This window comes from Uliginosibacterium aquaticum (genome assembly GCF_012972705.2).
GTDB classification, from domain to species: Bacteria; Pseudomonadota; Gammaproteobacteria; order Burkholderiales; family Rhodocyclaceae; genus Uliginosibacterium; species Uliginosibacterium aquaticum.
The window spans coordinates 112627-136989 of the sequence record NZ_JABCSC020000001.1 but is presented as its reverse complement, the minus strand read 5'-3'; the positions used below and the strand labels follow the sequence as shown (position 1 = coordinate 136989).

Genomic DNA, 24363 nt, shown 5'->3' with positions numbered 1-24363 from the left:
CGGCCTCGCAGTCAGATCGCAAACAGCTTTTTAGGGCCGCATCGTCTGCAGCGCGCCTGCAATGTCTTCACTCAGCCGCGCCAAAGCTTCACTGTGTGCTGCCACGCTGGCTGTCGCGCCTCGCCCGGCGACTTTTACACGGTATTCACTGCTGCGCTCAGCGGCAAGTGCCTGCTTCTCGCGCGACACGATGCGCCAACGCACCCGCAGCACCACTTCGCCCTGCGCGCTGGCGTCGAACTGCAGCACTTCGAGCGGCACCTGAATCGCCGGCGCTTCGGTCAGCGACCAGGGCCAGGCCAGTAGCCGGCTCGGGCTGCTACGCCGCACTAGATTGTCGCGCAGCACCCGCTCAAAGGCAGCCTCCAGCGGCTCAGCCCAGCGCTCACTGTCGGCCACCTCGAGGCGGTTATCATCCAGGCGCGTGATCAGGCCACGCCGCGTCAGGTAGTCCGGCCACTTCATCGGCCCGAGACCCACCGCCACCGGCAGGCTGGCTCCGGCCTGCACTGCGCCCTGCGGGCTGAGCTGATAGAGCTGCAGGGGCTGTGGCGGGCTGGCACTACAGGCAGCGAGCAACAGACTCACGAGAATGAGGATGGCAGGACGCTTCATCACTTGGGCTCCTTGCGTGCGGCGGGGCTTCTGCCAAACAGCAGCGCGTTGGGCTGACGTTCGAGGGTATCGCTGAGCTCCTGCAGGGACTGGGCTGCGCTGCGTAACTCACGCAGGGTCTGACCCGCCTCGTGCAGGGCTGGCCCTCCCATGCCAGCCAGCTCGGACAAGGTCGCAGCAGTACGGCGCAACTCGTCGGCTGCCTGCGTCAGGCTTTCCATCGGCGCAGCACTCTGCGCGCTCATGCCTGCCAGGCCATCCGATGCAAGGCCCATTTTGTCCATGTTGAGCACGATGCTGTCGAGGCTCTTGTCGAGCTTATCCGCCAAGGGCCCGATCCGCTGTTCGAGTTGGTGGCTCACGCCTTGCATGGCACCGAGGCTGGCATCAACCTTGGCCAGCGAGGCGCGCAATTCCGGGCTGCGCACGAAGTCACGGGTGCTTTCAACGATCGCCGCCATGTCCTTGAGCAGGCTTTCAAGATCCACCTGTTGCAGCTTCTGGGCGATTTCCTGCACTGGCGACACTACGGTGGGGATCTCCGGCAGGCGTTTGGTCGGTGCGCGGTAGACCAAGGGCTTGTCCGGCAACAGATCGAGATCGATGTAGAGCTGACCGGTCAGCATGCTCTGGCTGGCCAGGCGCGCACGCAAGCCACGATTGACCATTTCGTCGATATTCGGCAGCAGTTCGTCGGCCGCGTCACCGTCCACATCCAGCACCTTGCGCGGAATCCCCTCCATTACAACCGGAACCACCAGCTGATCGTGACCGGCGTCATATCGCAGGTCGATGCGCTGCACCGAGCCGATCTGCACCCCACGGAAGACGACCGGCGCTCCGATCTGCAGTCCGTAAACCGATCCCTCGAAATACATCACATAGCGCGGTTTGCGGGTGAAGAAATCATGGCCTGTGAACAGGAAGATCCCGATCACGATCAAGACCATGGCGCCAAAAACAAAGGCGCCAATCAAGGTAGGACTGGAGCGCTGACTCACGGAAGGTCTCCACGCGAAAGAAAGGCACGCACGGCCGCCGGGCCATGGTGCAGGAGTTGTTTCGGATCGCCGCTGGCGATCATGCTGCGACTCTCGGCATCCAGAAAGATGGCGTTATTCGCCACCGCAAATATGCTCGCCAGTTCATGGGTTACCAGCACGATGGTGGCACCGAGGCTGTCGCGCAACTGCAGAATCAGTTCATCCAGGCGCTTGGAGCTGAGCGGATCTAGCCCGGCCGACGGCTCGTCAAAGAACAGGATGTCCGGGTTCAGGGCCATCGCCCTGGCGAGCCCGGCACGCTTTTTCATGCCGCCTGAAATTTCGCTCGGATAGTAATGCTCGAAGCCCGCCAGACCAACCAGCGCCAGCTTGACGCTGACAATCTCGCGAATTGCATCCGCCGGCAAGGTGGAGAACTCCTCCAGTGGCAGGGCCACGTTTTCGGCCAGGGTCAGCGAACTCCATAAGGCACCCGCCTGGAACAGCACGCCGAAGCGACGCTTGAGGGCAGCCTGGGCAGCAGGATCAGCGGCCCAGAAATCCTCGCTGCCGTACTTCACTGTACCCGCCGCCGGTGACTGCAAGCCGATCATGTGACGCAACAGAGTACTCTTGCCACAACCGCTGCCCCCCATGATGACGAAGATGTCGCCACGCTGGACGTCGAAGCTCAGATCATGCTGAATCACCCGACCGTCATAAGCCATGGTGAGATCACGTACCGTGATGGCCGGCCCCGACGTACTCACAGCCCGAGCCTCTGGAACAGGATGGTCAGCAAGGAAGCCGACACGGTGATCAGCAGAATGCTGGTCACCACCGCCGAAGTGGTGGCCTCCCCCACAGCTTGGGCGCTGCGACCGCAATCCATGCCGCGCCAGCATCCGGAAAAAGCCACCAGCGCGCCGTACACGGTGCCCTTGAACATGCCGATCAGGATATGGCTCCAGGACAAGGCGATGACCGTTTCGTTGAAATATTCGCGCAAACCCACCCCGAAGACGGTAGTCGCCACCAGCATGCCGGCCACAATGCCCACTACACCGGCATACAGGGTCAGCAGCGGCACCATCAGCAGCAGAGCCAGCAGGCGCGGCAGCACAAGGTAGTCGATCGGTGAGAGCCCCAGAGTGCGGTAGGCATCGATTTCTTCATTGACCTGCATGCTGCCCAGCTGCGCAGCATAGGAGGCGCCGGTGCGGCCTGCCAGGATGACCCCGGTCATCAGGGCCCCGATCTCGCGCACCATGCCGATTGCAACCAGGTCCGCAATGTAGATCTGGGCGCCAAACTGGGCGAGCTGCACTGCGCCCATGTACGCAAGGATGGTGCCCACGAGAAAACTGATCAGGGACGCAATCGGCAGGGCGCGCGGGCCGCTGGCTTCGATCAGCCACAGGAAATCTTGTCGCCGCAAACGCGTCCGCCCGCGCACCAGCCGCCACAGACTCTGAGTGATCTCGCCGGTGAAATGCAGAGCGCGCGGCAGGTCCGACCAGACATGCAGGGTAATCAAGCCCAGGCTGGCGAAGAAACCAGGCCCCTGAGCTGGATGAGGCTGAGCTTGCGGTGGCACCGCCAGCGCCAGTTCGAGCAGTTTGCGCATGCTGTCCGGCAGCCCACTGCCATCCACCCGCACCCCCGCCTGCACAGCACTTCGACACAGGCGCAGCAGCCAGGCCAGCAAGGCGCCATCCTGATCGCTGAACGTACCGGCCTGCAGGCGTAGTTGCTCCGCACCCGCCCACAGCGCCGCTTCCGGTAGCAGTGGCGCGGGCACTTGCCAGCTCCAGCCCCCCTCGACGAACACATCGAGCTGCGTCGCTTGGCGAGCAAAGCGGGCTTGAGCGGAAAGGGAAGCGTCCGTGCTCATCGAATTTTCATCAAGGGCTGATGGCCTGCAGGGTAGCGCAAGCCAGACAGGATTGGACAATCACCGCGCACGACCTGACCGGAAGTCCAAAAACAAAGCGCCCCGTCCAGCGGAGCGCTTTGCATTCTGCCGCGACGCGCTTAGCCGCGCTGTGCTGCGATGAAGCCGGTGATCAGTTCCAGCAATTGCTCCTCCTGGAAGGGCTTGCCGAGATAGTTGTTCACCCCGATTTCCATCGCGTAATTGCGGTGCTTGTCCGCCATGCGCGAGGTGATCATGATGATCGGCACATCTTTCAGGCGGGCATCCGCGCGCACGTTGCGGGCCAGATCGAAACCGTCCATACGCGGCATCTCGATGTCCAGCAGCATCACATCCGGCTTGTACTCGACGAGTTGTTCCAGCGCGTCGACACCATCCTTGGCAGTGACGACCTGGAAACCTTCCCGCTCGAGCATGCGACTGGTGATCTTGCGCACGGTAAGCGAGTCATCCACCACCATGATCGAGGGGATACGCGTCTCGGCCGGCTCCTGATAGCCTGCTTCGAAGGCTTCCGCAGACTCGGCCAGCACTTCCGCCGGCACGCTCTGGCGAGCCGCCAGCGCCACCGGATTGATAATCAGCGAGATCTCGCCGTCAGCCAGCACCGTGGCGCCCGAGTAACCTAGCAAACGCACGAATTGCGGGCCGGCATTCTTGACCACGATTTCCTGGTTGCCACGCAGCTCGTCGATATGTACCGCAAGGGTCTGGCTGCCGGCACGCACCAGCAGCACCCAGTGATAACGACCAGGCTGCGGATGGGCGTGAAGATTGCCCAGCAGACGCGGCAAGTAGGTGAATGAATACTGGGTGTCCTTCCACTCGACGACGCCCTTGGTACGGACTTCGTTGAGCGCCGCTTCCTTCAGTTCGAGCGCCTGCTCGACCATGTTCGACGGAATGGCGTAAGTACGCTCGCCCGATCGCACCAGCAAGGCCTGCGTGACCGCCAGCGTCAGTGGCAGGTGAATCAGGAAGCGCGAGCCCTGACCCGCATCGGAGAAGATCTCGATACGGCCGCCCACCGACAGCGTTTCATTCTTCACCACGTCCATGCCCACACCGCGGCCAGCAACGCCGGACACGGTTTCAGCAGTGGAAAACCCGGGCTCGAAGATCAGCTGGGTGAGGCGATTCTCGTTCGGCTGCTCGTCGGCACCCACCAGGCCAGCGGCTCGGCCACGCGCCAGAATGCGGGCGTAGTCGAGACCATGGCCGTCATCGGCCAGTTCCAGCGCAATTTCGTTGGACAGCTGGGTCAGCTTGAGGGTGATCTGGCCGAACTCAGGCTTACCTGCGGCAGCACGCTGTTCTGGCGTTTCAATGCCGTGGGCAATCGCGTTGCGCAGCAAGTGTTCGATCGGCGCAGTCATGCGGTCCAGCACGCCGCGGTCGATTTCGATTGAGCCACCCTGGATGTCCAGGTTGGCACGCTTGCCGAGTTCCTTGGAAGTCTGGCGCACGACGCGGTAGAGGCGATCGGCGAGTTCTTCGAAGGGCACCATCCGCACACTCATCAGCGCTTGCTGCAGGTCGCGTGATAGGCGGCCCTGGGCATGCAGCGCGGCATCAGCCGCGTCGAGATTACGCAGCAAGTTCTGCTGGATGGTGGTGACGTCACCCACCGACTCAGCCATGAAGCGGGTCAGCTCCTGCAAACGGGTGAAGCGGTCGAACTCAAGCGGATCGAAATTGGCGTGGGTCGATTCTGCCGCCGCAATACGCGACTGCATTTGCGACTCGGCCTGAATTTCCACTTCGCGCAACTGGTTGCGCAAGCGAATCACGTTTTCAGTGAGATCCAGCAGGGAACGACGCAAGGAGCGCAGCTCACCCTCGATCCGGGTCCGTGCAATCGACACCTCACCAGCTTCGTTCACGAAGCGGTCAATCATGTCGGCACGCACCCGCAGCGGAGCGCGCTGCTGGGTCTGGCTGGCTTCCAGCTCATCGAAGACCTGAGTCGGCAGCGGCTGCTGGGCCGCACGCGGAGCAGCAGGCTGCACAAGCCCCGCTTGCGGCTTGGCCGGCTCGGCCGGGGCCTCCGTCACAGAAGCCGGCGGCGGCGCGGTGATCTGCTCAAGCTCAGCATCCCCATTACCAGCGTCTTCGTCGGTAACGACCGGAGCCTGCGGATTCTTCAGTGCCTCGATCAGCGCACTGATATGGTCCAGACCGTTTTCCAGATCATCGACCAGCGCTGAACCGGTCTGCCCGTTGTGCAAGGCAGATTCGAGATGGCTTTCGAGATTGTGGATGTACTGACCAAGACGCATGGCACCGGCCATCCGCGAGCTGCCCTTGATGGTGTGCAGATGGCGTGCCAACGCTTGCTGAGGAGCGGTATCGGCCGGATTGGCGCGCATGTCGCGCAGCACGGCAGCCATTGCGTCGGAAAGCTCGTCGGCTTCCTCAAAGAAAATCGGCAGCAATTGATCATCAAGATCATCTTGCGGACCCGCTGCCGCCTCTTCAGGCGTCGGGGCCACCGGCAGGGCCGCCGCGATCTGGATTTCAGCCGGCGCCTCGGGCACTTCTTCGGCAAGCGTTTCGATGATCGGCTCGGCTACGACTGGCGCCACGACGAGGTCGGGCCTCGGCGCATCCAGCAGTGCCGGATGCAGTGCCTTAAGCTGTTCGATCAGATCAGGCGCCTCGGCCGGCATCACATGATGCACAACCTCTGCCAGCATCCCGTCGAGGGTCAGGATGGCAGTTCCGAAAACATCGGTCTGACCTGCCTCAGGCGGCACCTCGACATCGGTGAAACGATGCAGCGCGTGTTCCAGCGCCTTGCCAAGCGCATAAGCCGGCTCAATGCGGGCCGTGCCGGAAATGCCGGCCAGAGTATGCGCCGCACGGATCGCATCGATGGTCGGCACGCGCAGCGGGTTGTTCGACAGGCGGGTGTGCTCGTCGAGCAGGTTGTCCAGCAACTGGCGCGCTTCGGCAATGTAAAGATCGTAGAGGCCGCGTGAGAGGGTCTGATCGCCAATGCTGACTTCATCCCCGGAAAGGCCTTCAAGTGGATCAACACTGCTCGCTGCCACCGGCTCCGGAACACTCAGGGCGCCGAAATTCAGTTCGGGCAGATCAATGCCATCGTCACCATCGTCGATGGCAATCTCTTCGAGGGGTTCTTCGCCGGCCGCCGCAGTCGCAGCCGCCCCTGCCTCCTCGAGCACAGGAAGCTCAGCGGCAGGAAGCTCTGCAACGACGTCGAGCTCAGGCGTGGCCAGCTCGGCCGTCTCGCTCGGCAATTCCACTTCGATTTCGGTCGTCGGGCCTTCATCCGCAGAGGCGGCATCAAGTTCAGCCCCATGCTCGTTGATGACCGGCAGGTCGATATCGATGTCGAGTTCGATTTCCGGCGGATTGGGCGCAGCCACTTCTGCAGCTGCTTCGCCCATATCCAGCGTGGCAAGAAGGCTTTCACCGGCAAAATCGGTGGCGCTCAGGTCTAGTACGGTCTGTGGCTCATTGCCCGCTTCGATCAGGGACTCGAGATCCGGCGTGGTCATGGACGCCGTCAGATCCAGCTCCAAATGCTGAGCAGATTCTTCTGGCGCGGCTTCAGCCTCTTCCAGCACTGGCAGCTCGAGCGCGCTGTCATCACTATCGAGATCATCAAACTCCAGATCCAGCTCGGCCGTGGCCGCAGCGACCGGCTGCGCCTCGAAACGACCAAGCTGCTCCTGTGCCGCAGCATCACCCGCTTCCGAACCGAATTCTTCAGTGAAGGCACGCAAGGCGTCGCCCTCGAAATCGGTAACGGCCAGGTCGACCACAGTATCGTGCCGTTCACCGGACGAAATCGAGGCCAGGTCGAGTTCCAGCAAAGTGCTAGTGAGATCCAGCTCGGAAGCACCCGCAGCCGGGGCTTCTTCAGGCGCATCTTCGAGGATTGCCGGCTCTTCCGTCAGCGCACCAAGTGCAGGCTCTTCCAGGTCAAGATCAATGCTTTCCGGCTCGGCATTCGCTTCAGCGAGCGCTGGCGTAGCAGCGGCCACACTCACCACCGGCGCTTGCTCGTCGGCCGGCACATCCAGTGAGGCCAGCAGGGCTTGCGCTTCGGCAATCAGGGCGGTGGCATCACGATGCAGGCTGCCGCCTGCCTCAAGCTGCTCAACCCAGGCTCCGAAGGTCAAACAACCGTGGTCGAGCAAGGAAACCAGACGCGCATCCGCGTCTTTCTCCAGTTGCAACCAGCGATTCATCGCCATTTCGATGTAACGCGCCGCATCGGAGAAATCATTCAGGCCCACCATACGGCTGGAGCCCTTGAGGGTGTGGAAGCCGCGCCTGACCGTCGTCAGGGCATCGAAATCATGGGCTTCCGAGACCACCTTATTGCGATGTTCGGCAATCGTGGCAAGCACTTCGACCGCTTCTTCAAGGAAGATCGCGAGCAGCTCGGCATCTACCTCCTGGTCGCTGGCTTCCAGCAGACGGGCTGTTTCTTCGGAGTGCTGCGGGCTTGCTGCCGGACTCACACCGGCCAGCGCCTCGGCGAGCTGTTCCTGGGTGGCATCGCCAGACTTGAGGCTGGCCAACGCATCCTTGGCCTTCTGCTCCAGGCCCGAATCCGCCACCAGCTGGGCATCTTCGCGAATGGCTTCAAGACTGCTGACCAGCTGCTCACGCAGGAAGGCGTCTTCCGGCGCTTCCTTGAGGGCTTCCACCAGGTTTTGCGTCTCGCGCGTCTCACGCTGCAACTGCGCTTCCACCGTGGCGTCCGCCGCAGCGACCAACTCCTCGTCGACGCGTGCGCTTCCCGGATTGAGGAAAGATTCAAGTTTTGCCGGGCCGTTTTTCAGGGATTCAACGTAGAAGCCCAGTGCCGAGAGTTGATGCGCAATCGTGTCGCACTCGTCCTGCGCCGGCGGCTCGTCCTGGGCGCCCAGCGCGCTGATGGCAGCGGCGTTGTTGCGTACCAGTTCGACTGCCTGCATCTCGCCAAGCACGGCAAAAGCACCTTCGATCTGCTTCAGCGGGGCAGCCAGCGAGGCGAGGCTGTCACGTTGCTCGGGGCTGCGGAAGAAACTATCCAGGGTCTGCTCGATCTGCCCCAGATTGGTCAGAATCTCGCGCGCCAGCTGGTTGAAGAAGAGACGTTCCTGAGCCCGACGCGAGGCTTCGCCAAAGGGGGCGAGATCCAGCTCCATAACCAGATCACCGCGCACACGAGCAGTGAACTGGGTGCACAGCAGATCAACCTGCTTGCGCAGCAAGGCCGGGTCGGCATTGGGCGATTCGCAGGCCTGTTCCACCACCAGCAAGCTGGTAGCCACTTCCATCGAAAGATCGTCGGAGAGGCGCAGCGGATCGGCACGCAGCCATTCGATGGCCTCGCGCAAAGCGGTCAGCAGACGGTCGACCTGGGCCAGACGCATTGGTTCGACGCGTGACACCAGCTCGCCCAATTGCTCCTGAAATTGCGGTAGCGCCACGGCAGCCCCGGCGCAGAAGCGATTCCAGGATTCCTTGGCCTGTTCCAGCACTTCGCGCACGCGCAGCACATAGGGCTGGCGCAAGGTGTCGGATAGTTCTACATCGGACGCCGGCAGAGCACGGTCCAAGCCGTAAGTACGGCGCACCGCCTGCGCATGCTCGGAATCAAAACCCGCGGTCGCGACGAAATACAGCACATCGCGTACCAGACGCTCCGCAACGATCTGCGAACCTTCAAGCAGGCGACGCATTTGAGTGTCGATGCGGCGGCACAGACGCTGCGCCGGACGATCAGCGGGAATGGCCTGCAATGCAAGGCCTTCGAAGAAGGCGATGGACGCCCACCAGAACGCACGCGTGGCCGGCAGGGACTGGATTTGCTCGATGCGGTGTACCGCCGTGAGCATTTCCATCGGACCCGCCTTGTCCTGCGGCTTGCGCAGCCAGGTCAGCAAGCCCTTTTCAAAACGCCCACGCAGCACACGCAGTTCGTGCGCAGCCCGCTCAGGAGCAAGGGACTCGGTACTGGCCAGCTGCGGACGTACCGACAGATCAGGGAAAAACAGTTCTGAGGGCTGCGGGGCTTCGCCGCCGCGGGCGCTGACGAGTTCCTGATAGGCCGGAAACAAGCGCAGCGGCTGGTGCGGCGCACCGGCGGAAATCTCGTTGATGTAATTTCCCAGCATGCCCACGCTGCGCATCGCGAGCGCCAGCAGGTCACTGCTGACAGCCAGCTCGCCTGCTGCCAGGGCAGAAAGCAGCTTGTCGATGGCTTCAGCAAACTGGGATACACCATCCAGTCCAACGATGGACAGCGCACCGCTGGCCTGGTGGACATGGCTCTGGGCAAAGCGCAGCGGCTCGCGCTGGGCAGGGTCGGCCTGGACCTCGGCAAGGCGCTCACGTGCAGCACTCAGGGCTGCATCGATTTCGCCCTTCACCCAGGTCAGCGGGCCGACATCAAACTCGTTCTTTTGGCTCATCTATTGCCTCGTAAGGAGACTCAGCAAGGCCACCGCAGCCCCAGCCGGCGGCCGGGGGCAGTGATCGGCGCGACCCCGGGGCCGCACCCGCCACTCATCAGACCTTGAAGCCCGACACCGAACCCTTGAGTTCAACGGCGAGGTCAGCCAGCTGGCCGATCGACACGGCGGACTGTTGGGTACCGCGCGTGGTCGATTCATTGATCGAGAGAATGCCGCGCATGGCTTCGGACACTTCGGTTGCCACGTTGGCCTGACGCTGCGTGTCGGACGAAATCTTTTCAACCAGGGTTGCCATTTCCACCGACACGTCGCCGATCTCGGACAGGGCCTGACCGGCTGCATCGGACAGCTTGGCTCCCTCAACCACGTTACGGGTCGAGTTTTCCATAGCGGCCACGGCATCGCCCGTATCCGTCTGAATGGTCTTCACAATCGCCGCGATCTGCTTGGTCGCTTCGGCGGAACGTTCTGCAAGACGTTGCACTTCTTCCGCAACCACCGTGAAACCGCGGCCTGCTTCACCTGCGGATGCGGCCTGAATGGCAGCGTTAAGCGCCAGCACGTTGGTTTGCTCGGTAATGTCGGAAATCAGTTCCACGATTTCACCGATCTCCTGCGAGGATTCGCCGAGGCGCTTGATCCGCTTGGAGGTCTCCTGGATCTGCTCGCGAATTTCGTTCATACCCTTGATCGAGTTCTGCACCGCGTCAGCCCCCTTGCGCGCTGCTTCCAGCGAGCGGCGGGCCACCTGCGCGGTCTGCAGGGCTGAGCCGGATACGGCGGTCATCGAGCGGGCCATTTCCTGCACCTGCGAACCGGCCTGGGTAATTTCCCGCGACTGGCGCTCAGAAGCGTCGAGCAGCTCGCCCGACAGGCGTTGGGCGGACTCGGTGGCGATGGTCACGCGACCGGCCGCATCGTTGATTCGGCGCACCAGCACGGAGAGTTCTTCAATCGTGTAGTTCACCGAGTCGGCGATGGCGCCCGTCACGTCTTCCGTAACAGTTGCGCGAATCGTCAAGTCACCGTCAGCCAAGTCACCCATTTCGTTCATCAGACGCAGAATGGCCTGCTGGGTGTTGTTCTTGTCAGTCTCAGCCTCCAGGCGCTGACGGTCTGCCTCATCACGACGCACGGCCAAGTCGTTGTTATAGACCCACACCAGCGCAGCCAGGGCCAGCAAGGACAGCGGGCCGAATATCATCAAGCCGATGATGTAAATGTTCAGGCCGGTATAGGCCTTGTTGTACGCAGCCGACAGTTCATTTACTGCCTCCAGCAACTGGGTGGATTCCTGGAAAATGGTGATACCGGCGCGCTTGGCGGTCAGCAGCGGCTGCACGTTAGCCAGAATACCGCCTACAGCGAGCTGGTGCTTGGTACCGTAGAGCTTGAGGCTTTCGTATTTCTCTGCAGCTTCACCGCTAGCCATGGTGCTGCCCAGCTTCTCGAGCAGCTCTTCGAAGCTGTTGGAGTCGCGCCCGAGCAGGAAGATCACTTCCGGATCCACCGTTTCGGCGGCCAGCAGGGCATTGGCATTCTTGGCCATGCGCTGCGAGAGCATCACCACCTGGTTGGCCGTTTCGATATCGGCGGCGGAGGAGTGGCCTTCGAGCTTCAGGCGAGCCACCTGTTCGGCGAAGTCGAGCAGTTGGGCGTTATTGCTGTTGATGCTGGCTACGGCCATACCCAGACGTGTGATCTGCACCTGCTGACCAGCAACGTCCTTGGCTTCCTTGTTGAGCTTGTTCCACAGTTCGGTCGTGGTATCGAGCTGCGGCTTCACAGCACGCGGCGAACTCGGCACGGCCAGACCATCGATTTCGCCGCCTTCTGTAATCGCCTTGAGAATGCCTTCGAATTTCTCGCGACTATCCTTGAGCTCCGAGAAACCAGTACGGCCACCGGTCACGGCCAGCTGAGCGGCCTTGGCAAGAATCTGTGACAGCGTGCCCATCTGCCCCGACGCCGACACGAAGGAGGTACCTTCTCGACCGGAACGGATCTGCAGGAAGGTCAGTGCTACCACGACGGCCACCAGCACACCGAAGATCGTGCCAAGAATGCGCAACTGCTCATTCAGCGGCTTGGCTCCGATCACAGGCAGCGCCCAGCGGCGGGCACTGCCGGGCGTGGCGACCGTACGATCGATCACGGTGGCGCGGCTGTCCATGAGAGTGGAGTCAGCTGATGCAGCCTTGCTGGTGAGGCGGCTCAGGAAGCCAGGAAGTTTCAGTGCCATGCGTGTGCTCCGATTGGTGCGGGCGTTGATGTCTTGGTTATTCGGCAGTGGTGCAGATGCGCGCCAGAGGAAGAAGGGCCGGAAAGCTTCATGTCAGCGCAGGTCGGCGCCTGCATCAAGAAAGCGCGGATCCGACAGCAGCGGGCGCACCACAAGTTGCTTCCACAAGCGGTTCTGGTGGTCGCGCAAGGCGCCGCCGATCCATGGCCGGGAATCAGTGAAGCTCTCGTCCACCTCGAAGTCGTCCGGATTGCGCAAGCCCAGCGCACGCGACACCAGCAAAGCGGTGTGCAGGCCATGCTTGGCGCCAATCAGCATCATGCGCGAGTCATTGGTAAGTGGCGGCAGCGGATCGCCGCAGAACGCAGCAAGATCAACCACGCTGAAAAGATTGCCGCGCACGTTGGCCAGACCGCGAAACCAGTTCCGGGTCAGCGGCACTTCGGTGAGGCTCGGAGCAGCGATGATTTCGCCAGCGTCAGAAAGATCCACCAGCCAGTTTTCACCACCGGCGGTCACCGCTAGCAAAGCCGAACGGCGCCCGGAGGCGCTCATTTCGGCAAGCCGTTTGGTCAGATCCTGTTGAAACTCCCGCAGGCTGATGCGCTTGGCCATTCAACAGACTCCCGTATGAGTGATCAGCCGATGGCCTGAATCTTGCGGAGCAGCTCTTCGAGATCGAGCGGCTTGGTCATGTAGTCGAAGGCCCCCTGACGCATGCCCCAGATCTTGTCAGTTTCCTGATCCTTGCTGGTGGTCATGATGATCGGGATCTGGCGCGTGGTTTCCTCGCGCGAGATGGTACGCGTGGCCTGATAACCATTGATGCCGGGCATCACCACATCCATCAGGATCAGGTCCGGAATCTCGGCCTTGGCCTTGGCCACACCCTCTTCGCCGTTATCGGCGGTCACCACCGAAAACCCTTGCTTGGAGAGGAATTCGATCAGGGCGAAACGCTCGGTGGGGGAGTCATCAACGACCAGGATTTTCTTGATTGCCATGCTTGAACCTCAAACAATGAATATGTCAGCGTTGTTCGCGCGCAGCCATGTGTGTCGACACGGCCTTGAGCAAACTGTCTTTCGTAAAGGGTTTGGTCAGGTACTCGTCAGACCCCACCATGCGCCCCCGGGCGCGATCGAACAGACCGTCCTTTGAGGAGAGCATGATGACCGGGGTGGACGCGAAACGGGGATTCTTCTTGATTAGTGCACAAGTCTGATAACCATCGAGGCGCGGCATCATGATGTCGACAAAAATCAGGTCCGGGTGATGATCTGCAATCTTGGAGAGGGCATCAAAGCCATCTTCAGCCAACAGCACCTGGTATCCCGCCTGGGCCAGGAAGATCTCTGCGCTGCGGCGGATGGTGTTGCTGTCATCAATCACCATCACCTTGGTGCCAGAGGCTTCAGCTCGTTCTGCCAACGTCAAACTCCTCTCAACCCTTCTGCATTCCGGAGATGCAGAGAAGTATTTGTTCGTACCGCGTGCTGCATACCCTGCAGCCCCTACTCCACGCGCTTTGTATGGCAAATATACCAAACTTGCAAGCCAACGCGGCCGGACAAGCATATTTGCATTCAAGGAACGGGAAGACCTGTATCAATTTTGGGAGCTTGACTTCGCTGCCCTATCTTGCTGCATCACGGGCGCGAGCCCCTTATCAGGTAAACTCGGTACCTTACCGCGTCCCTGTTACGGGCCCATCGCCCGCACGCCTTCATGCCGAATCAGCCAGCCCCTCATGCCGTTCTCAGCTTTGCCGTCTCCGACCCTAGTGGCGGGGGAGGCTTGCAAGGCGGCCTGCTCACCATTGCAGCCCTCGGCGCCCATCCATTGTCGGTGCTGACCGGCATCTCGGTACGCGATAGCGTGCGCAGCGAGGGCCTGCAGGCGACGGATGGCGACTGGGTCGCCGATCAGGCACGAGCCCTGCTGGAGGATATGCCGGTACACGCCTTCGTGATCGGCCAGCTGGCCAGCCCCGAGAATGCCACCGAAGTTGCCGACGTGCTGACCGATTATCCGGACCTGCCGGTAGTCTTCGCTCCGGATCCGGGCTCTGCCGGTGATCCGCTCGACGAAGAGGAGATGCTCGAAGCCCTGTGCGAGCTGCTGGTGCCGCAATCCACCGTCCTCATCGCGGATGGCGAGCTGGCCCGGCGCCTGACCAGCGACGAAGAAGAGCAGCAAGATAGTGACATCACCAGCGCAGAGTATGCTCGCCGGCTGCTTGAATTCGGCGCCGCCCAGGTCTTGCTGACCGGAGCGCGCGAACCCGGCCCGCAACTTGTAAACTCCCTCTATGGCAGCACCGGCGTGCTGCGCACCGATGCCTGGGAGCGCCTGCCGGGCAGTTTCCACGGCGCAGGTGACACACTTGCGGCCGCACTCGCCACTTTCCTCGCCCAGGGCATGGAACTTTCCGCCGCCGTGTACGCAGCTCAGTCCTACACCTGGCAGGCCCTGGCCCAAGGCTGGCGTCCCGGCATGGGCCCGAGTTTTCCGAATCGTTTCTGCGCTTGGTCGCGCCCATGAAACGCGGCCTCTACCTTGTCACGCCGGATCTGGACGACAGCGCCCGCCTGCTGGACATCAGCCGGGCTGCAATCCGCGGCGGCGCCACGGTGCTGCAATACCGTCACAAAACGGCTGCGGCAGCCCTACGACTGGAGCAAGCGCGGGCATTGCGCGCCCTGACCCACGAGCTGGGGATCAGCCTGATCATCAACGATGACCTGCCGCTGGCCCTGCAGGTAGCCGCCGATGGCCTGCACATCGGTCGGGAGGATGGCGAACTGGCCGCTGTACTGGCGGCTGCGCCCGGTCTGCCGGTCGGAGTTTCCTGCTACAACGATTTTGAACGCGCGCGCACTGCACACGCTGGCGGCGCGGCCTATGTTGCCTTCGGTGCGATGTATGCCTCGCCCACCAAGCCCCAGGCTCCTTCCGCACCAATCGACCTGATCCAACGCGCCAAGCAGGAGCTTGGCGCAGACGTGGCCTGCATTGGTGGTATCTCGGCGGCCAATGCTGCACCGCTGGTCGCCGCGGGTGCCGATTGGGTTGCGGTGATTACCGACATTTATCAAGCCGCTGACCCGCAGGCACAGGCCGCAAAGATCGCCGCGCTTTTCCGATAACGCGTGGGCTCGCCAAGCTCACCCCACATTTCCGGATCTCCCCTCCATGTCAAAGAACGCCGAACTCTTCGAACGCGCCCAGCGCAGCATTCCCGGTGGCGTGAACTCACCCGTCCGCGCCTTCCGCTCGGTCGGCGGCACGCCGCGCTTTCTGGCCCGCGCGCAGGGCGCGTATGTGTGGGATGCCGACGGCAAGCAGTACACCGATTACGTCGGCTCCTGGGGCCCGGCGATCCTGGGTCACGCCCATCCGGAAGTGATCGAAGCCGTGCAGCGCGCAGCGATAAATGGTCTCTCCTTTGGTGCGCCGACCGAGGGCGAAATCGAGATGGCCGAGCTGCTGATCGAGCTTCTGCCTTCCATCGAAATGGTACGTCTGGTGTCCTCCGGCACCGAAGCCACGATGAGCGCGATCCGGTTGGCCCGTGGCTTCACCGGGCGCGACGCGATCGTCAAGTTCGAAGGCTGCTACCACGGCCACGCCGACAGCCTGCTGGTGAAAGCTGGTTCCGGCCTGCTGACCTTCGGCAATCCATCCTCGGGCGGCGTACCGGCCGACTTCGCCAAGCACACGCTGGTGCTGGACTACAACAGCATCCCGGCGCTGGAAGAGTGTTTCGCCACGCGCGGCAAGGACATCGCCTGCGTAATCATCGAACCGGTGGCCGGCAACATGAACCTCGTGCGCCCTTCGCAGGAATACATGGATCGTCTGCGCGCGCTGTGCACCGAGCATGGCGCAGTGCTGATCTTCGATGAGGTGATGACCGGTTTCCGTGTCGGCCTGCAAGGCGTGCAGGGCTTGTACAAGATCACGCCGGACCTCACCACGCTGGGCAAGATCATCGGCGGCGGCATGCCGGTCGGGGCCTTCGGCGGCAAGCGCGAGATCATGGAATGCATCGCCCCGCTCGGCACGGTATATCAGGCCGGCACGCTCTCCGGCAGCCCGGTCGCGGTCGCCGCGGGCCTCGCCACGCTGAAGCTGATCCGCCAGCCCGGTTTCTACGAGACACTCACTGCACGTACCAGCGCGTTCGCCGATGGCATGGCTGCAGCAGCCGCCAAGCACGGCCTCGCCTTCTCGGCCCAGGCCGTCGGCGCGATGTTCGGACTGTATTTCAGCCAGGACGTGCCGCAGAGCTTTGCGGACGTAATGGCTTCGGATCGCGAGCGCTTCAATCGCTTCTTCCACCTGATGCTGGACGCTGGCCACTACCTCGCGCCCTCAGCCTTCGAAGCCGGCTTCGTGTCGGCCGCGCACAGCGAGGCAGATATCGCCGCGACGCTTACGGCTGCTGACGCCGCCTTTTGCGCGCTGTAAGAGGCTGCTCACGATCTGTAGCGAGAGGCCGTCAGCGGGGTGAAGAGCAGCGCAGGAACCGGAGTTTATGTTGATAAATGAGGATTCCGAGCAGCGCATGAGCCCCGATCACGGCCTCGCAGTAAGATCATGAACAGCCTCTAAGGGCGCTCAGTTCGGGGCGTGTGGATGTTCCGCGCCCTGATGGGGGCGCTGCGGCCACTGCGACACGATCATCGCCCCGATCACCAGCGCCCCACCGAGCATGGCCCGCAGGCCGAACGCCTCCGCCAGCCACCAGGCCGAAAACACCGCCGCGAAGAACGGCTCCAGCGCATACACCACCGCCGCCTGCACGGCGCTGGCGCGAGCCTGTGCCCAGGTCTGCAGGATCAGGATCAGGCCGCTGCAGATCACGCCCAGATACAGCAATTCCGGCCACACCTGCAAAGCCCCTGCGGCCTGCGCCGGATAGGCCGCCCCCTGCAGCCACCACTCCACGCCGATCCACAAGGGCGTCAGCAGCGCCATCACAACGGCCTGCGCGCCAGCCAGCGCCAGCGCCGGATGGCGCGGTGCGAAGCGCTCCATACCCAGCACGTAAAAGGCAAACGCCAGCGCACAGGCAAAAGTCAGCGCGTCACCAAGCAGGCTGGAGCCCTGCTCGTAGCTCATCACCACGATGCCCGCCCCCGCCAGCACCACGGCCACCCACACCGCTGGTCCGATCCGTCGCCCAAGCAGCGGCAGAAGCAGCGGCACCATGATCACGTTGAGGCCGGTGATGAAAGCATTCCGCCCGGCGCTCATCAACGTGAGGCCCAGCACCTGCAGCACGAAACTGGCAAACAGCGCCGCCGCGAGCAACGCGGCATCGCGCCACAGGCGGCGATTGCGCCAGTCGATGAAGGGCGCAAGCGCCAGTGCCGCCAGCACCCAGCGCGTGCCCACCATCAGCCCGGGCGGCATCTGCTGCGACACAGCCTTCATGGCCGGGAAAGTGGTGCCCCAACACAGGGTGACAAGCAACAAGACCAGGCTGGCAACAACAGGCGTGCGGGAAGCGGACATGCGACAGGAAGGACAAGAAGCAAAGGCGGATTGTGCCATGCGTCTGCGTATCGACTGCCGTCGCGGCAGGGCCGGGGCGCCCGGATGCTACAATCCGGCCTGTTTCTGCGGGCCGTCCATGCGGCCCGCCGCCATTTTCCGGCCCCAGCCCTCGCCCACATGCCTCTCTTCGCTTTAGGCCTGAATCACCACACGGCGCCCGTCGCGATCCGGGAGCGTGTGGCCTTTCCGCCCGAAAGCCTGATCGAGGCCTTGCAGGGCTTATTGGCCGAGGGGGTGGCGCAGGAAGCGGCGCTGCTATCCACCTGCAACCGCACCGAGCTTTACTGCAGCACCGACAATCCGGAGGCCGCCGCCGACTGGCTGGCCCGGCGGCGTGACGTGGCGTTGCGCGACATTGCGCCCTTCCTCTACACCCTGCCCGAGCAGGAAGCCGTGCAGCATGTGTTCCGCGTCGCCAGCGGGCTGGATTCGATGGTCCTTGGCGAGCCGCAGATTCTTGGCCAGCTCAAGGAAGCCGCCCGCCTCGCCGATTCCGCCGGCACGCTGGGCGCCAACCTGCACAAGCTCTTCCAGAATAGCTTTGCGGTCGCCAAGGAGGTCCGCTCCTCCACTGCCATCGGCGCCAATACCGTCTCGATGGCAGCTGCAGCCGTGCATCTGGCGGCCCGCATTTTCGAGCGCATGAGCGACACGCGCATCCTCTTCGTCGGTGCCGGCGAGATGATCGAGCTGTGCGCCGCCCACTTCGCCGGCAGCCAGCCGCGCAGCATGAGTATCGCCAACCGCACGCTCAGCCGCGCCGAAACGCTGGCGAGCCGCTTCGGTGCCGAAGTACTGCCGCTCGAAGCCCTTGCCGATGCCTTGCCGCGCCATGATGTGATCATCAGCTGCACCGGCAGCCCGCTGCCCCTGATTGGCCGCGGCATGGCCGAGCGTGCGCTCAAGATCCGCCGCCGCCGCCCTCTCGTGATGGTCGATCTGGCCGTGCCACGCGATATCGAACCGGAAGTGGCCACGCTCTCGGACATATTCCTGTACACCGTGGACGATCTCGCCCAGATCGTCAGCAAGGGCATGGAATCGCGCCAGTCTGCCGTCGCCGAGGCCGAAACGATCATCCGCAGCCGGGTCGATGGCTTCCAGCACTGGCTGGGCAGCCGCGATGCGGTACCCACCATTCGCCAGCTGCGCGAGCATGCCGACAACCTGCGCCAGGCCGAGCTGCAACGCGCTCAGCGTCAGCTCGCCCGGGGCGAAGATCCGCAAGCCGTACTCGAAGCCTTCAGCCACGCCCTCAGCAACAAGCTGCTGCACGCCCCCACGCACTTCCTGAATCATGCTGAAGGCGAGCGCATTGCCCCGGCCGTGAGCAGCGTGCGCGAAGTGTTCCAGCTCGATCAATCCGGGGCCCATCCACCTCGTCAGGATTCATGAAACCAGGTATCCGCGCCCGTCTCGAACAGCTCGCCTTCCGCCTCGAGGAACTCGAAGGCCTGCTGGCGTCCGAGACCATCACGCAGAACATCGACGCTTTCCGCAAGCTCAGCCGTGAGCACGCCGAGCTGGGGCCGATCATCGGGCTCTGGCAGCGCTTCGTGCAGGCCGAAGCCGACGAGCAGAGTGCCCGCGAAATGCTCACCGACCCGGAAATGAAGGAGTTCGCCCAGGCTGAACTGGAGACCGCCCAGTCCGCTCAGGCCAGCATCGAGCACGCATTGCAGCTGGCCTTGCTGCCCAAGGATCCGAACGACGAACGCAACCTCTTCCTCGAAATCCGTGCAGGCACCGGTGGCGATGAAGCGGCCCTGTTCGCCGGTGACCTGCTGCGCATGTACACCCGCTACGCTGAACGTCAGGGCTGGAAGGTGGAGCTGGTCTCGGTCAGCGAATCAGATCTCGGCGGCTACAAGGAAGTGATCGCCCGCGTGGCCGGCTTCGGCGCCTTTTCGCGCCTCAAGTTCGAATCCGGCGGCCATCGCGTGCAGCGCGTGCCGGCCACCGAAACGCAGGGCCGCATTCATACTTCGGCCTGTACCGTGGCCGTGATGCCTGAAGCGGATGAACTCGCCGAGGTGAGCATCAATCCGGCCGACCTGCGCATCGACACCTTCCGTGCCAGCGGTGCCGGTGGCCAGCACATCAACAAGACCGATTCGGCCGTGCGCATCACTCACCTGCCGACCGGCATCGTCGTGGAATGTCAGGACGACCGCTCCCAGCATCGCAACAAGGCCCAGGCCATGAGCGTGCTGGCGGCCCGCATCCAGGACGTGCAGCTGCGCGAGCAACAGGCCAAGGAAGCCGCCACGCGCAAGAACCTGGTCGGCAGTGGCGATCGCTCCGAGCGCATCCGCACGTACAATTTCCCGCAGGGGCGAATCACCGATCACCGCATCAACCTCACGCTCTACAAGCTTGATGCGGCGATGGAAGGCGAGATCAATGAGCTGATCGACGCCCTCATCACCGAGCACCAGACCGAGCTTCTCGCTCAGCTCACCCAGGACGATTGATCGTCTAACCAAGGAGACAAGCAGTGACGCATACCCTGAAAGCAGCCGTTCTCGCCGTAGCCGCCACCCTCACCCTTGCCGCCTGCGGCGACAAGACCCCGGCCGACAAGGTCCTGACCAAGGTGAACGGCAATGTGATCAGCACCGATACGCTGGATTGGCTGATCAAGGAACAGGTTCCGGCCGGCACCCCGGTGGACGATTCCCTGCGTCTGCGCGCCCGCGACCACCTGGTCCAGCGCGCCGTGCTGCTCGAAGCCGCCCGCACCGCCAAGCTCGATCAGCAAGCCGACATCAAGATGCGCATGGAATACGTGCGCGACGAACAGCTGGTCAACGCCTACATCAAGGACTGGCTCGCCAAGAACCCGGTGACCGACGAAAAGGTGAAGGCCGAGTTCGACAAGCGCATCGCTGAGGCCGGCGACACCGAATTCAAGGCCCGTCACATCCTCGTCGAGAAGGAAGAGGACGCCAAGGCCCTCATCGAGAAGCTCAAGAAGGGCGGCAAGTTCGCCGATCTGGCCAAGGCGTCCAAGGATCCGGGCAGCGCCGCCACCGGTGGCGACTTGGGCTGGGCCCGCCCCGGCACTTTCGTGCCCGAGTTCGCCGAAGCCCTCAAGGGTCTGGAAAAGGGCAAGTTCACCGAAACGCCGGTCAAGAGCCAGTTCGGCTATCACGTGATCCTGCTCGAAGACGTGCGCAAGATTGCACCGCCGCCGATCGAATCGATCAAGCCGCAACTCCAGCAATCCCTGCAGCAGGAAGCGCTGGCGGCCTACATCAAGGATCTGGTTGCCAAGGCCAAGGTTGAAGACAGCAAGCCGGCCGAACCCAAGGCCGCAGCCTCGCAATGAACGACCTGCCCGTCACCCTGGGCGATGCCCTCGCCCGGGCGCGCGGGCGCATCGACCCGGTCGATGCGCGCATCCTGCTGCGCGAAGCCAGCGGCGCCACCACGGCGCAGCTGATCGCCTTTCAGGAGCGCGCACTGGCCCCCGACGCGGCCCGCTGCTATGCCGACTGGCTGGAGCGGCGGGCCGGCGGTGAGCCGGTCGCGCACATTCTGGGCAGCCGCGAGTTCTACGGCCGCCCCTTCCGCGTCAGCCCTGCCACCCTGATTCCGCGCCCAGATACCGAACTGCTGGTCGAACTCGGCCTGCATCAACTCGCCGGCCGGCAAGCCCCGCGCATCCTCGACCTCGGCACCGGCAGTGGCGCCATTGCAATCAGCATCGCCCTCGAATGTCCGCAGGCCGAAGTGTGGGCGGTGGACTTCTCCCCCGCCGCGCTCGAAATCGCCCAGAGCAATGCCCTGGCGCTAGGCGCCCGAGTGCAGTTTCAATCCGGCAGTTGGTTCAGTTCGCTGGATGCCGCCCGCTTTGATTGCATCCTGAGCAACCCGCCCTACATTGCCGAAGCAGATCCGCACCTGAGCCAGGGCGACTTGCGCTTCGAGCCGCTCACCGCACTGACCTCCGGTGCAGATGGCCTCAACGATCTGTGCCACATCATCCACAACGCTCCCGAGCATCTGGAAGATGGTGGCTGGCTGCTGCTCGAGCATGGTTACGACCAGGCCGAGGCAGTACGCGCCCTGCTCGAAGATGCAGGATTCCGGGGCGTGCATTCCTGGCACGATCTGGCCGGCATTGAGCGCGTCAGCGGCGGGCATCTCTGAGTCTGACGGCTGCGGGTTTACGGCGGCCGGAAAAGTCCGATAAAATTACTCGGGTATAGCGCGCATTCCCCAGCGCAGGAGAACCTTGATGAGCACCGCCCAGGAAAAGATTCACGCCACCGTTACCGGCAACCCCGTCGTCCTTTACATGAAGGGCACCCCCACTTTCCCGCAATGCGGCTTCTCGTCGGCCGCAGCACACATCCTCAAGCTGTGCGGCGTGACCAACTACGTCGCCGTGAATGTGCTGGCAGACGATGATGTGCGCCAGGGCATCAAGGAATACGCCAGCTGGCCGACCATTCCCCAGCTCTACATCAAGGGGGAATTCGTGGGTGGCAGCGACATCATGAAAGAGATGTACCAGTCCGGCGAGCTGCAGAAGCTGCTCGAAGGCATTGCCGGCTGAACAGTTGGCAGACATGAAAAAGGCGACCCGCGGGTCGCCTTTTTTTCGGCTGGAACTGCTTACTTGGCCTGCTTGACCAGGTAATCCACCGCCGCCTTGAGCTCTTCGTCGCTCAGTGCTGGATTGCCGCCACGCGCTGGCATCGCATTCTTGCCATTGGTCACGCTCGCCACCAGAGTGCTCAGCCCCTGCGCGATACGCGGAGCCCAGGCGGCCTTGTCGCCGATCTTCGGCGCGCCGGCAGCGCCCGTGCTGTGGCAAGCGCCGCAGACCTGAGCTACCACCTGTTCGCCGGATTTCGGTGCCCCACCCGTCGCCGCAGCTTCAGCCGGCGCAGTCGCCGCCAGCTCCACGCGCGCCACCGGCTGGATCAGCTCAGCCGTCTTCTCTTCATCCACTTTGGCCTTGCCGCAAGCCACCAGCGTTGCGGCAGCAATCAGGGCCAGCAGCAGCGTGGCCGGACGGAAGCTGTTCATGGGAAAGTCCTTTGCTCTCAGGGCAAAACTTGAATTATTGGCGCATCCGACACGATTCGAACGTGCGACCCCTGCCTTCGGAGGGCAGTACTCTATCCAGCTGAGCTACGGATGCGCGATTGAGGCCCGCATTCTACACCGAGCCGCCGTCGGAAGGCTTGCAAAGCGTGTGGCAGTCCGGCAAGCCGCTACAAAGCGGCCAGAAACGCATCCACCTCACGGCTCCAGATCGGCGTGGCGCCCTTGCTGGCAAAGAGACCATGGCCATCCTTGCCATAGGCCGGCTGCAGCACAAAGCGCCCGCGCCCGCCCGCCTGCTCGAACGCCTCGAACCAGCTGCGGGTGTAGTCCGGCCCGAAGAACTGGTCGTTTTCAACATAGTGGAACAACACCGGCACCCGGGTGCTTGCGCCGAAGCGGGCAAAAGTGGCGGCCATGGCGCCCTCACCACAGGGCACCGCAGGATGTTTCACCGGATCTCCACCACGTCCGCCCGAGAAATTCAGCACTGCCACAACGCCGGCCGGTTGCAGGCTGGCCGCCGCGATGGAAGCAAAGCCCCCCGCCGACTGCCCCGCCAGCACCGTGCCCTCAGTCCGTACCCAGGGCAGCGTGCGGGCATACGCCAGCGCGGCCAGCACGTCCCGTGCAGCCTCCATGCCGGCTCGGAAAAACTCATTCGTACTGCAACGCGCATAGGATTCAGCATAGTCGCCGCCACTCGCACCATAGCCGCGCCGGATCGGCACGATCACCGCATAGCCACGCTGCACGAATTCGCGGATCTGCACGATCTGGCGATAGCGCCCGATCCTGGGTCGGTCGGCCGCCGAGGGCGGATTGCCATGGCTCAGCACCAGCAAGGGGAAAGGCCCGGCACCATCGGGCCGGAACAGGGTCGCCACGATCTGGCGCGGCTCTTCGCCAGGCGCCAACGCGGCGACCGGCAACTGCACGATCTCTTCATGCAGGCTGGCGTCCAGCACCTCCTGAGCACTGGCCGCCCGGCTCAGGCCCAGCAGCAAGCACAACATTCCCAGCAGGACCCGCATGTTCATCCCTCCGGCATGAAAATGCGGATTCTACCCACTCAGCCGGTACTCAGCTTCATCCCCACCACGCCAAGGATGACCAGCGCCATCGAAGCAATCTGGCCGTTGTTGAGATGATCGCCAAACACTATCGCACTGAAGATCGCCACGCCCACGGCCCCCAACCCGGTCCACACCGCGTAAGCCACACCAGCCGGAATGCCGCGCATGGCGAAGGACAGCAGGGTCATGTTGGTCGCCGTCAGCAGCACGGAAGCCGCGATCGGCCAGATGCCCGGCTGGTGATGGATCCATTTGAGGCTCAAGGCCCACAGGATCTCCGTGATCACCGCGATGAACAGGACGAACCAGTAATTGAACATTGCACGCTCCCATGACGCAACGGGGCTCGTACTCAACACACCGCGCTCCCCGGAAACCCTGAAGAAAGGAGCACTGCGCGTGGCCTTGCGCCACGTGAAAGGGGGCGGATTATGCCACGGAACCCGCC

Annotated in this window: 21 protein-coding genes and 1 tRNA gene; 8 read left to right on the top strand and 14 right to left on the bottom strand. The window is 63.1% G+C overall.

The genetic code is table 11. The features are described from left to right. Positions 1–30: 30 nt before the first annotated feature. The 9 genes from HJ583_RS00660 to pilG all read right to left on the bottom strand — a co-directional run bounded on the left by HJ583_RS00660 (position 31) and on the right by pilG (position 13611). The gene (locus tag HJ583_RS00660) at positions 31–615 is read right to left on the bottom strand and encodes a PqiC family protein (protein WP_170019613.1); all 585 of its coding nucleotides are present in this window, start codon (positions 613–615) and stop codon (positions 31–33) included. Next, positions 615–1616, bottom strand: coding sequence for an MlaD family protein (locus tag HJ583_RS00655; RefSeq protein ID WP_170019611.1), 1002 nt, complete (start codon positions 1614–1616; stop codon positions 615–617). The genes HJ583_RS00660 and HJ583_RS00655 overlap by 1 nt, the downstream gene beginning before the upstream one ends. Then, positions 1613–2368, bottom strand: a complete 756-nt coding sequence (locus HJ583_RS00650) for an ABC transporter ATP-binding protein (protein WP_217423223.1) — start codon at positions 2366–2368, stop codon at positions 1613–1615. The genes HJ583_RS00655 and HJ583_RS00650 overlap by 4 nt, the downstream gene beginning before the upstream one ends. Next, entirely contained in the window at positions 2365–3492 is a 1128-nt protein-coding gene (locus HJ583_RS00645) for an MlaE family ABC transporter permease (RefSeq protein ID WP_170019609.1), read from the bottom strand. Before HJ583_RS00645 ends, HJ583_RS00650 begins: the two co-directional genes overlap by 4 nt. A 140-nt stretch (positions 3493–3632) precedes the next feature. Continuing rightward, on the bottom strand, positions 3633–9971 hold the full coding sequence (locus tag HJ583_RS00640; protein WP_170019607.1) for a hybrid sensor histidine kinase/response regulator: 6339 nt from the start codon (positions 9969–9971) through the stop codon (positions 3633–3635). A gap of 97 nt (positions 9972–10068) precedes the next feature. Next, entirely contained in the window at positions 10069–12216 is a 2148-nt protein-coding gene (locus tag HJ583_RS00635; protein ID WP_170019605.1) for a methyl-accepting chemotaxis protein, read from the bottom strand. A 93-nt stretch (positions 12217–12309) separates the two neighbouring features. Continuing rightward, on the bottom strand, positions 12310–12831 hold the full coding sequence (locus HJ583_RS00630; protein WP_101942087.1) for a chemotaxis protein CheW: 522 nt from the start codon (positions 12829–12831) through the stop codon (positions 12310–12312). 23 nt (positions 12832–12854) lie between these two features. Continuing rightward, positions 12855–13220, bottom strand: coding sequence for a response regulator transcription factor (locus HJ583_RS00625; RefSeq protein ID WP_101942088.1), 366 nt, complete (start codon positions 13218–13220; stop codon positions 12855–12857). A 25-nt stretch (positions 13221–13245) separates the two neighbouring features. After that, positions 13246–13611, bottom strand: a complete 366-nt coding sequence (pilG, locus tag HJ583_RS00620; protein ID WP_101942243.1) for a twitching motility response regulator PilG — start codon at positions 13609–13611, stop codon at positions 13246–13248. 333 nt (positions 13612–13944) lie between these two features. Between pilG and thiD the strand changes: the two genes are divergently transcribed. From thiD to hemL, 3 genes are read left to right on the top strand one after another with little or no spacing between them, the layout of a single operon-like run. Beyond that, entirely contained in the window at positions 13945–14760 is an 816-nt protein-coding gene (thiD, locus tag HJ583_RS00615; protein ID WP_170019602.1) for a bifunctional hydroxymethylpyrimidine kinase/phosphomethylpyrimidine kinase, read from the top strand. After that, a complete protein-coding gene (gene thiE, locus HJ583_RS00610; protein WP_170019600.1) occupies positions 14757–15365 on the top strand; it encodes a thiamine phosphate synthase in 609 nt (202 codons plus the stop codon). Before thiD ends, thiE begins: the two co-directional genes overlap by 4 nt. A 46-nt stretch (positions 15366–15411) precedes the next feature. Beyond that, positions 15412–16689, top strand: coding sequence for a glutamate-1-semialdehyde 2,1-aminomutase (gene hemL / locus HJ583_RS00605; RefSeq protein WP_170019598.1), 1278 nt, complete (start codon positions 15412–15414; stop codon positions 16687–16689). A 150-nt stretch (positions 16690–16839) separates the two neighbouring features. Here the strand turns inward: hemL and HJ583_RS00600 are convergent, their stop codons facing one another. Further along, complete coding sequence (locus tag HJ583_RS00600; RefSeq protein WP_170019596.1) at positions 16840–17739, bottom strand: DMT family transporter; 900 nt, start codon at positions 17737–17739, stop codon at positions 16840–16842. 159 nt (positions 17740–17898) lie between these two features. On the opposite strand from HJ583_RS00600, the gene hemA reads away from it, so the two are divergent. From hemA to grxD, 5 genes are all read left to right on the top strand, one after another. Then, positions 17899–19176, top strand: coding sequence for a glutamyl-tRNA reductase (gene hemA, locus HJ583_RS00595; RefSeq protein WP_101942244.1), 1278 nt, complete (start codon positions 17899–17901; stop codon positions 19174–19176). Beyond that, positions 19173–20255 carry a peptide chain release factor 1 gene (gene prfA, locus HJ583_RS00590; RefSeq protein ID WP_170019594.1) on the top strand — a complete coding sequence of 361 codons (1083 nt, stop codon included), beginning with the start codon at positions 19173–19175 and terminating at the stop codon, positions 20253–20255. The genes hemA and prfA overlap by 4 nt, the downstream gene beginning before the upstream one ends. Positions 20256–20278: 23 nt before the next feature. Further along, complete coding sequence (locus HJ583_RS00585) at positions 20279–21112, top strand: peptidylprolyl isomerase (RefSeq protein WP_170019592.1); 834 nt, start codon at positions 20279–20281, stop codon at positions 21110–21112. Then, positions 21109–21936, top strand: coding sequence for a peptide chain release factor N(5)-glutamine methyltransferase (prmC, locus tag HJ583_RS00580; RefSeq protein WP_170019590.1), 828 nt, complete (start codon positions 21109–21111; stop codon positions 21934–21936). The genes HJ583_RS00585 and prmC overlap by 4 nt, the downstream gene beginning before the upstream one ends. Before the next feature lie 88 nt (positions 21937–22024). Next, complete coding sequence (gene grxD / locus HJ583_RS00575) at positions 22025–22345, top strand: Grx4 family monothiol glutaredoxin (protein WP_101942096.1); 321 nt, start codon at positions 22025–22027, stop codon at positions 22343–22345. Between the two features lie 59 nt (positions 22346–22404). Here the strand turns inward: grxD and HJ583_RS00570 are convergent, their stop codons facing one another. The 4 genes from HJ583_RS00570 to HJ583_RS00555 all read right to left on the bottom strand — a co-directional run bounded on the left by HJ583_RS00570 (position 22405) and on the right by HJ583_RS00555 (position 24235). Next, positions 22405–22821, bottom strand: coding sequence for a c-type cytochrome (locus HJ583_RS00570; RefSeq protein WP_170019588.1), 417 nt, complete (start codon positions 22819–22821; stop codon positions 22405–22407). Positions 22822–22859: 38 nt separating this feature from the next. Further along, positions 22860–22936 (bottom strand) — tRNA-Arg (locus HJ583_RS00565). A gap of 73 nt (positions 22937–23009) precedes the next feature. Continuing rightward, positions 23010–23873: an alpha/beta hydrolase family protein gene (locus tag HJ583_RS00560; RefSeq protein ID WP_170019586.1), complete on the bottom strand. Its 864-nt coding sequence runs from the start codon at positions 23871–23873 to the stop codon at positions 23010–23012. A 38-nt stretch (positions 23874–23911) separates the two neighbouring features. Beyond that, on the bottom strand, positions 23912–24235 hold the full coding sequence (locus HJ583_RS00555) for a DMT family transporter (RefSeq protein ID WP_170019584.1): 324 nt from the start codon (positions 24233–24235) through the stop codon (positions 23912–23914). Positions 24236–24363: the final 128 nt, after the last annotated feature.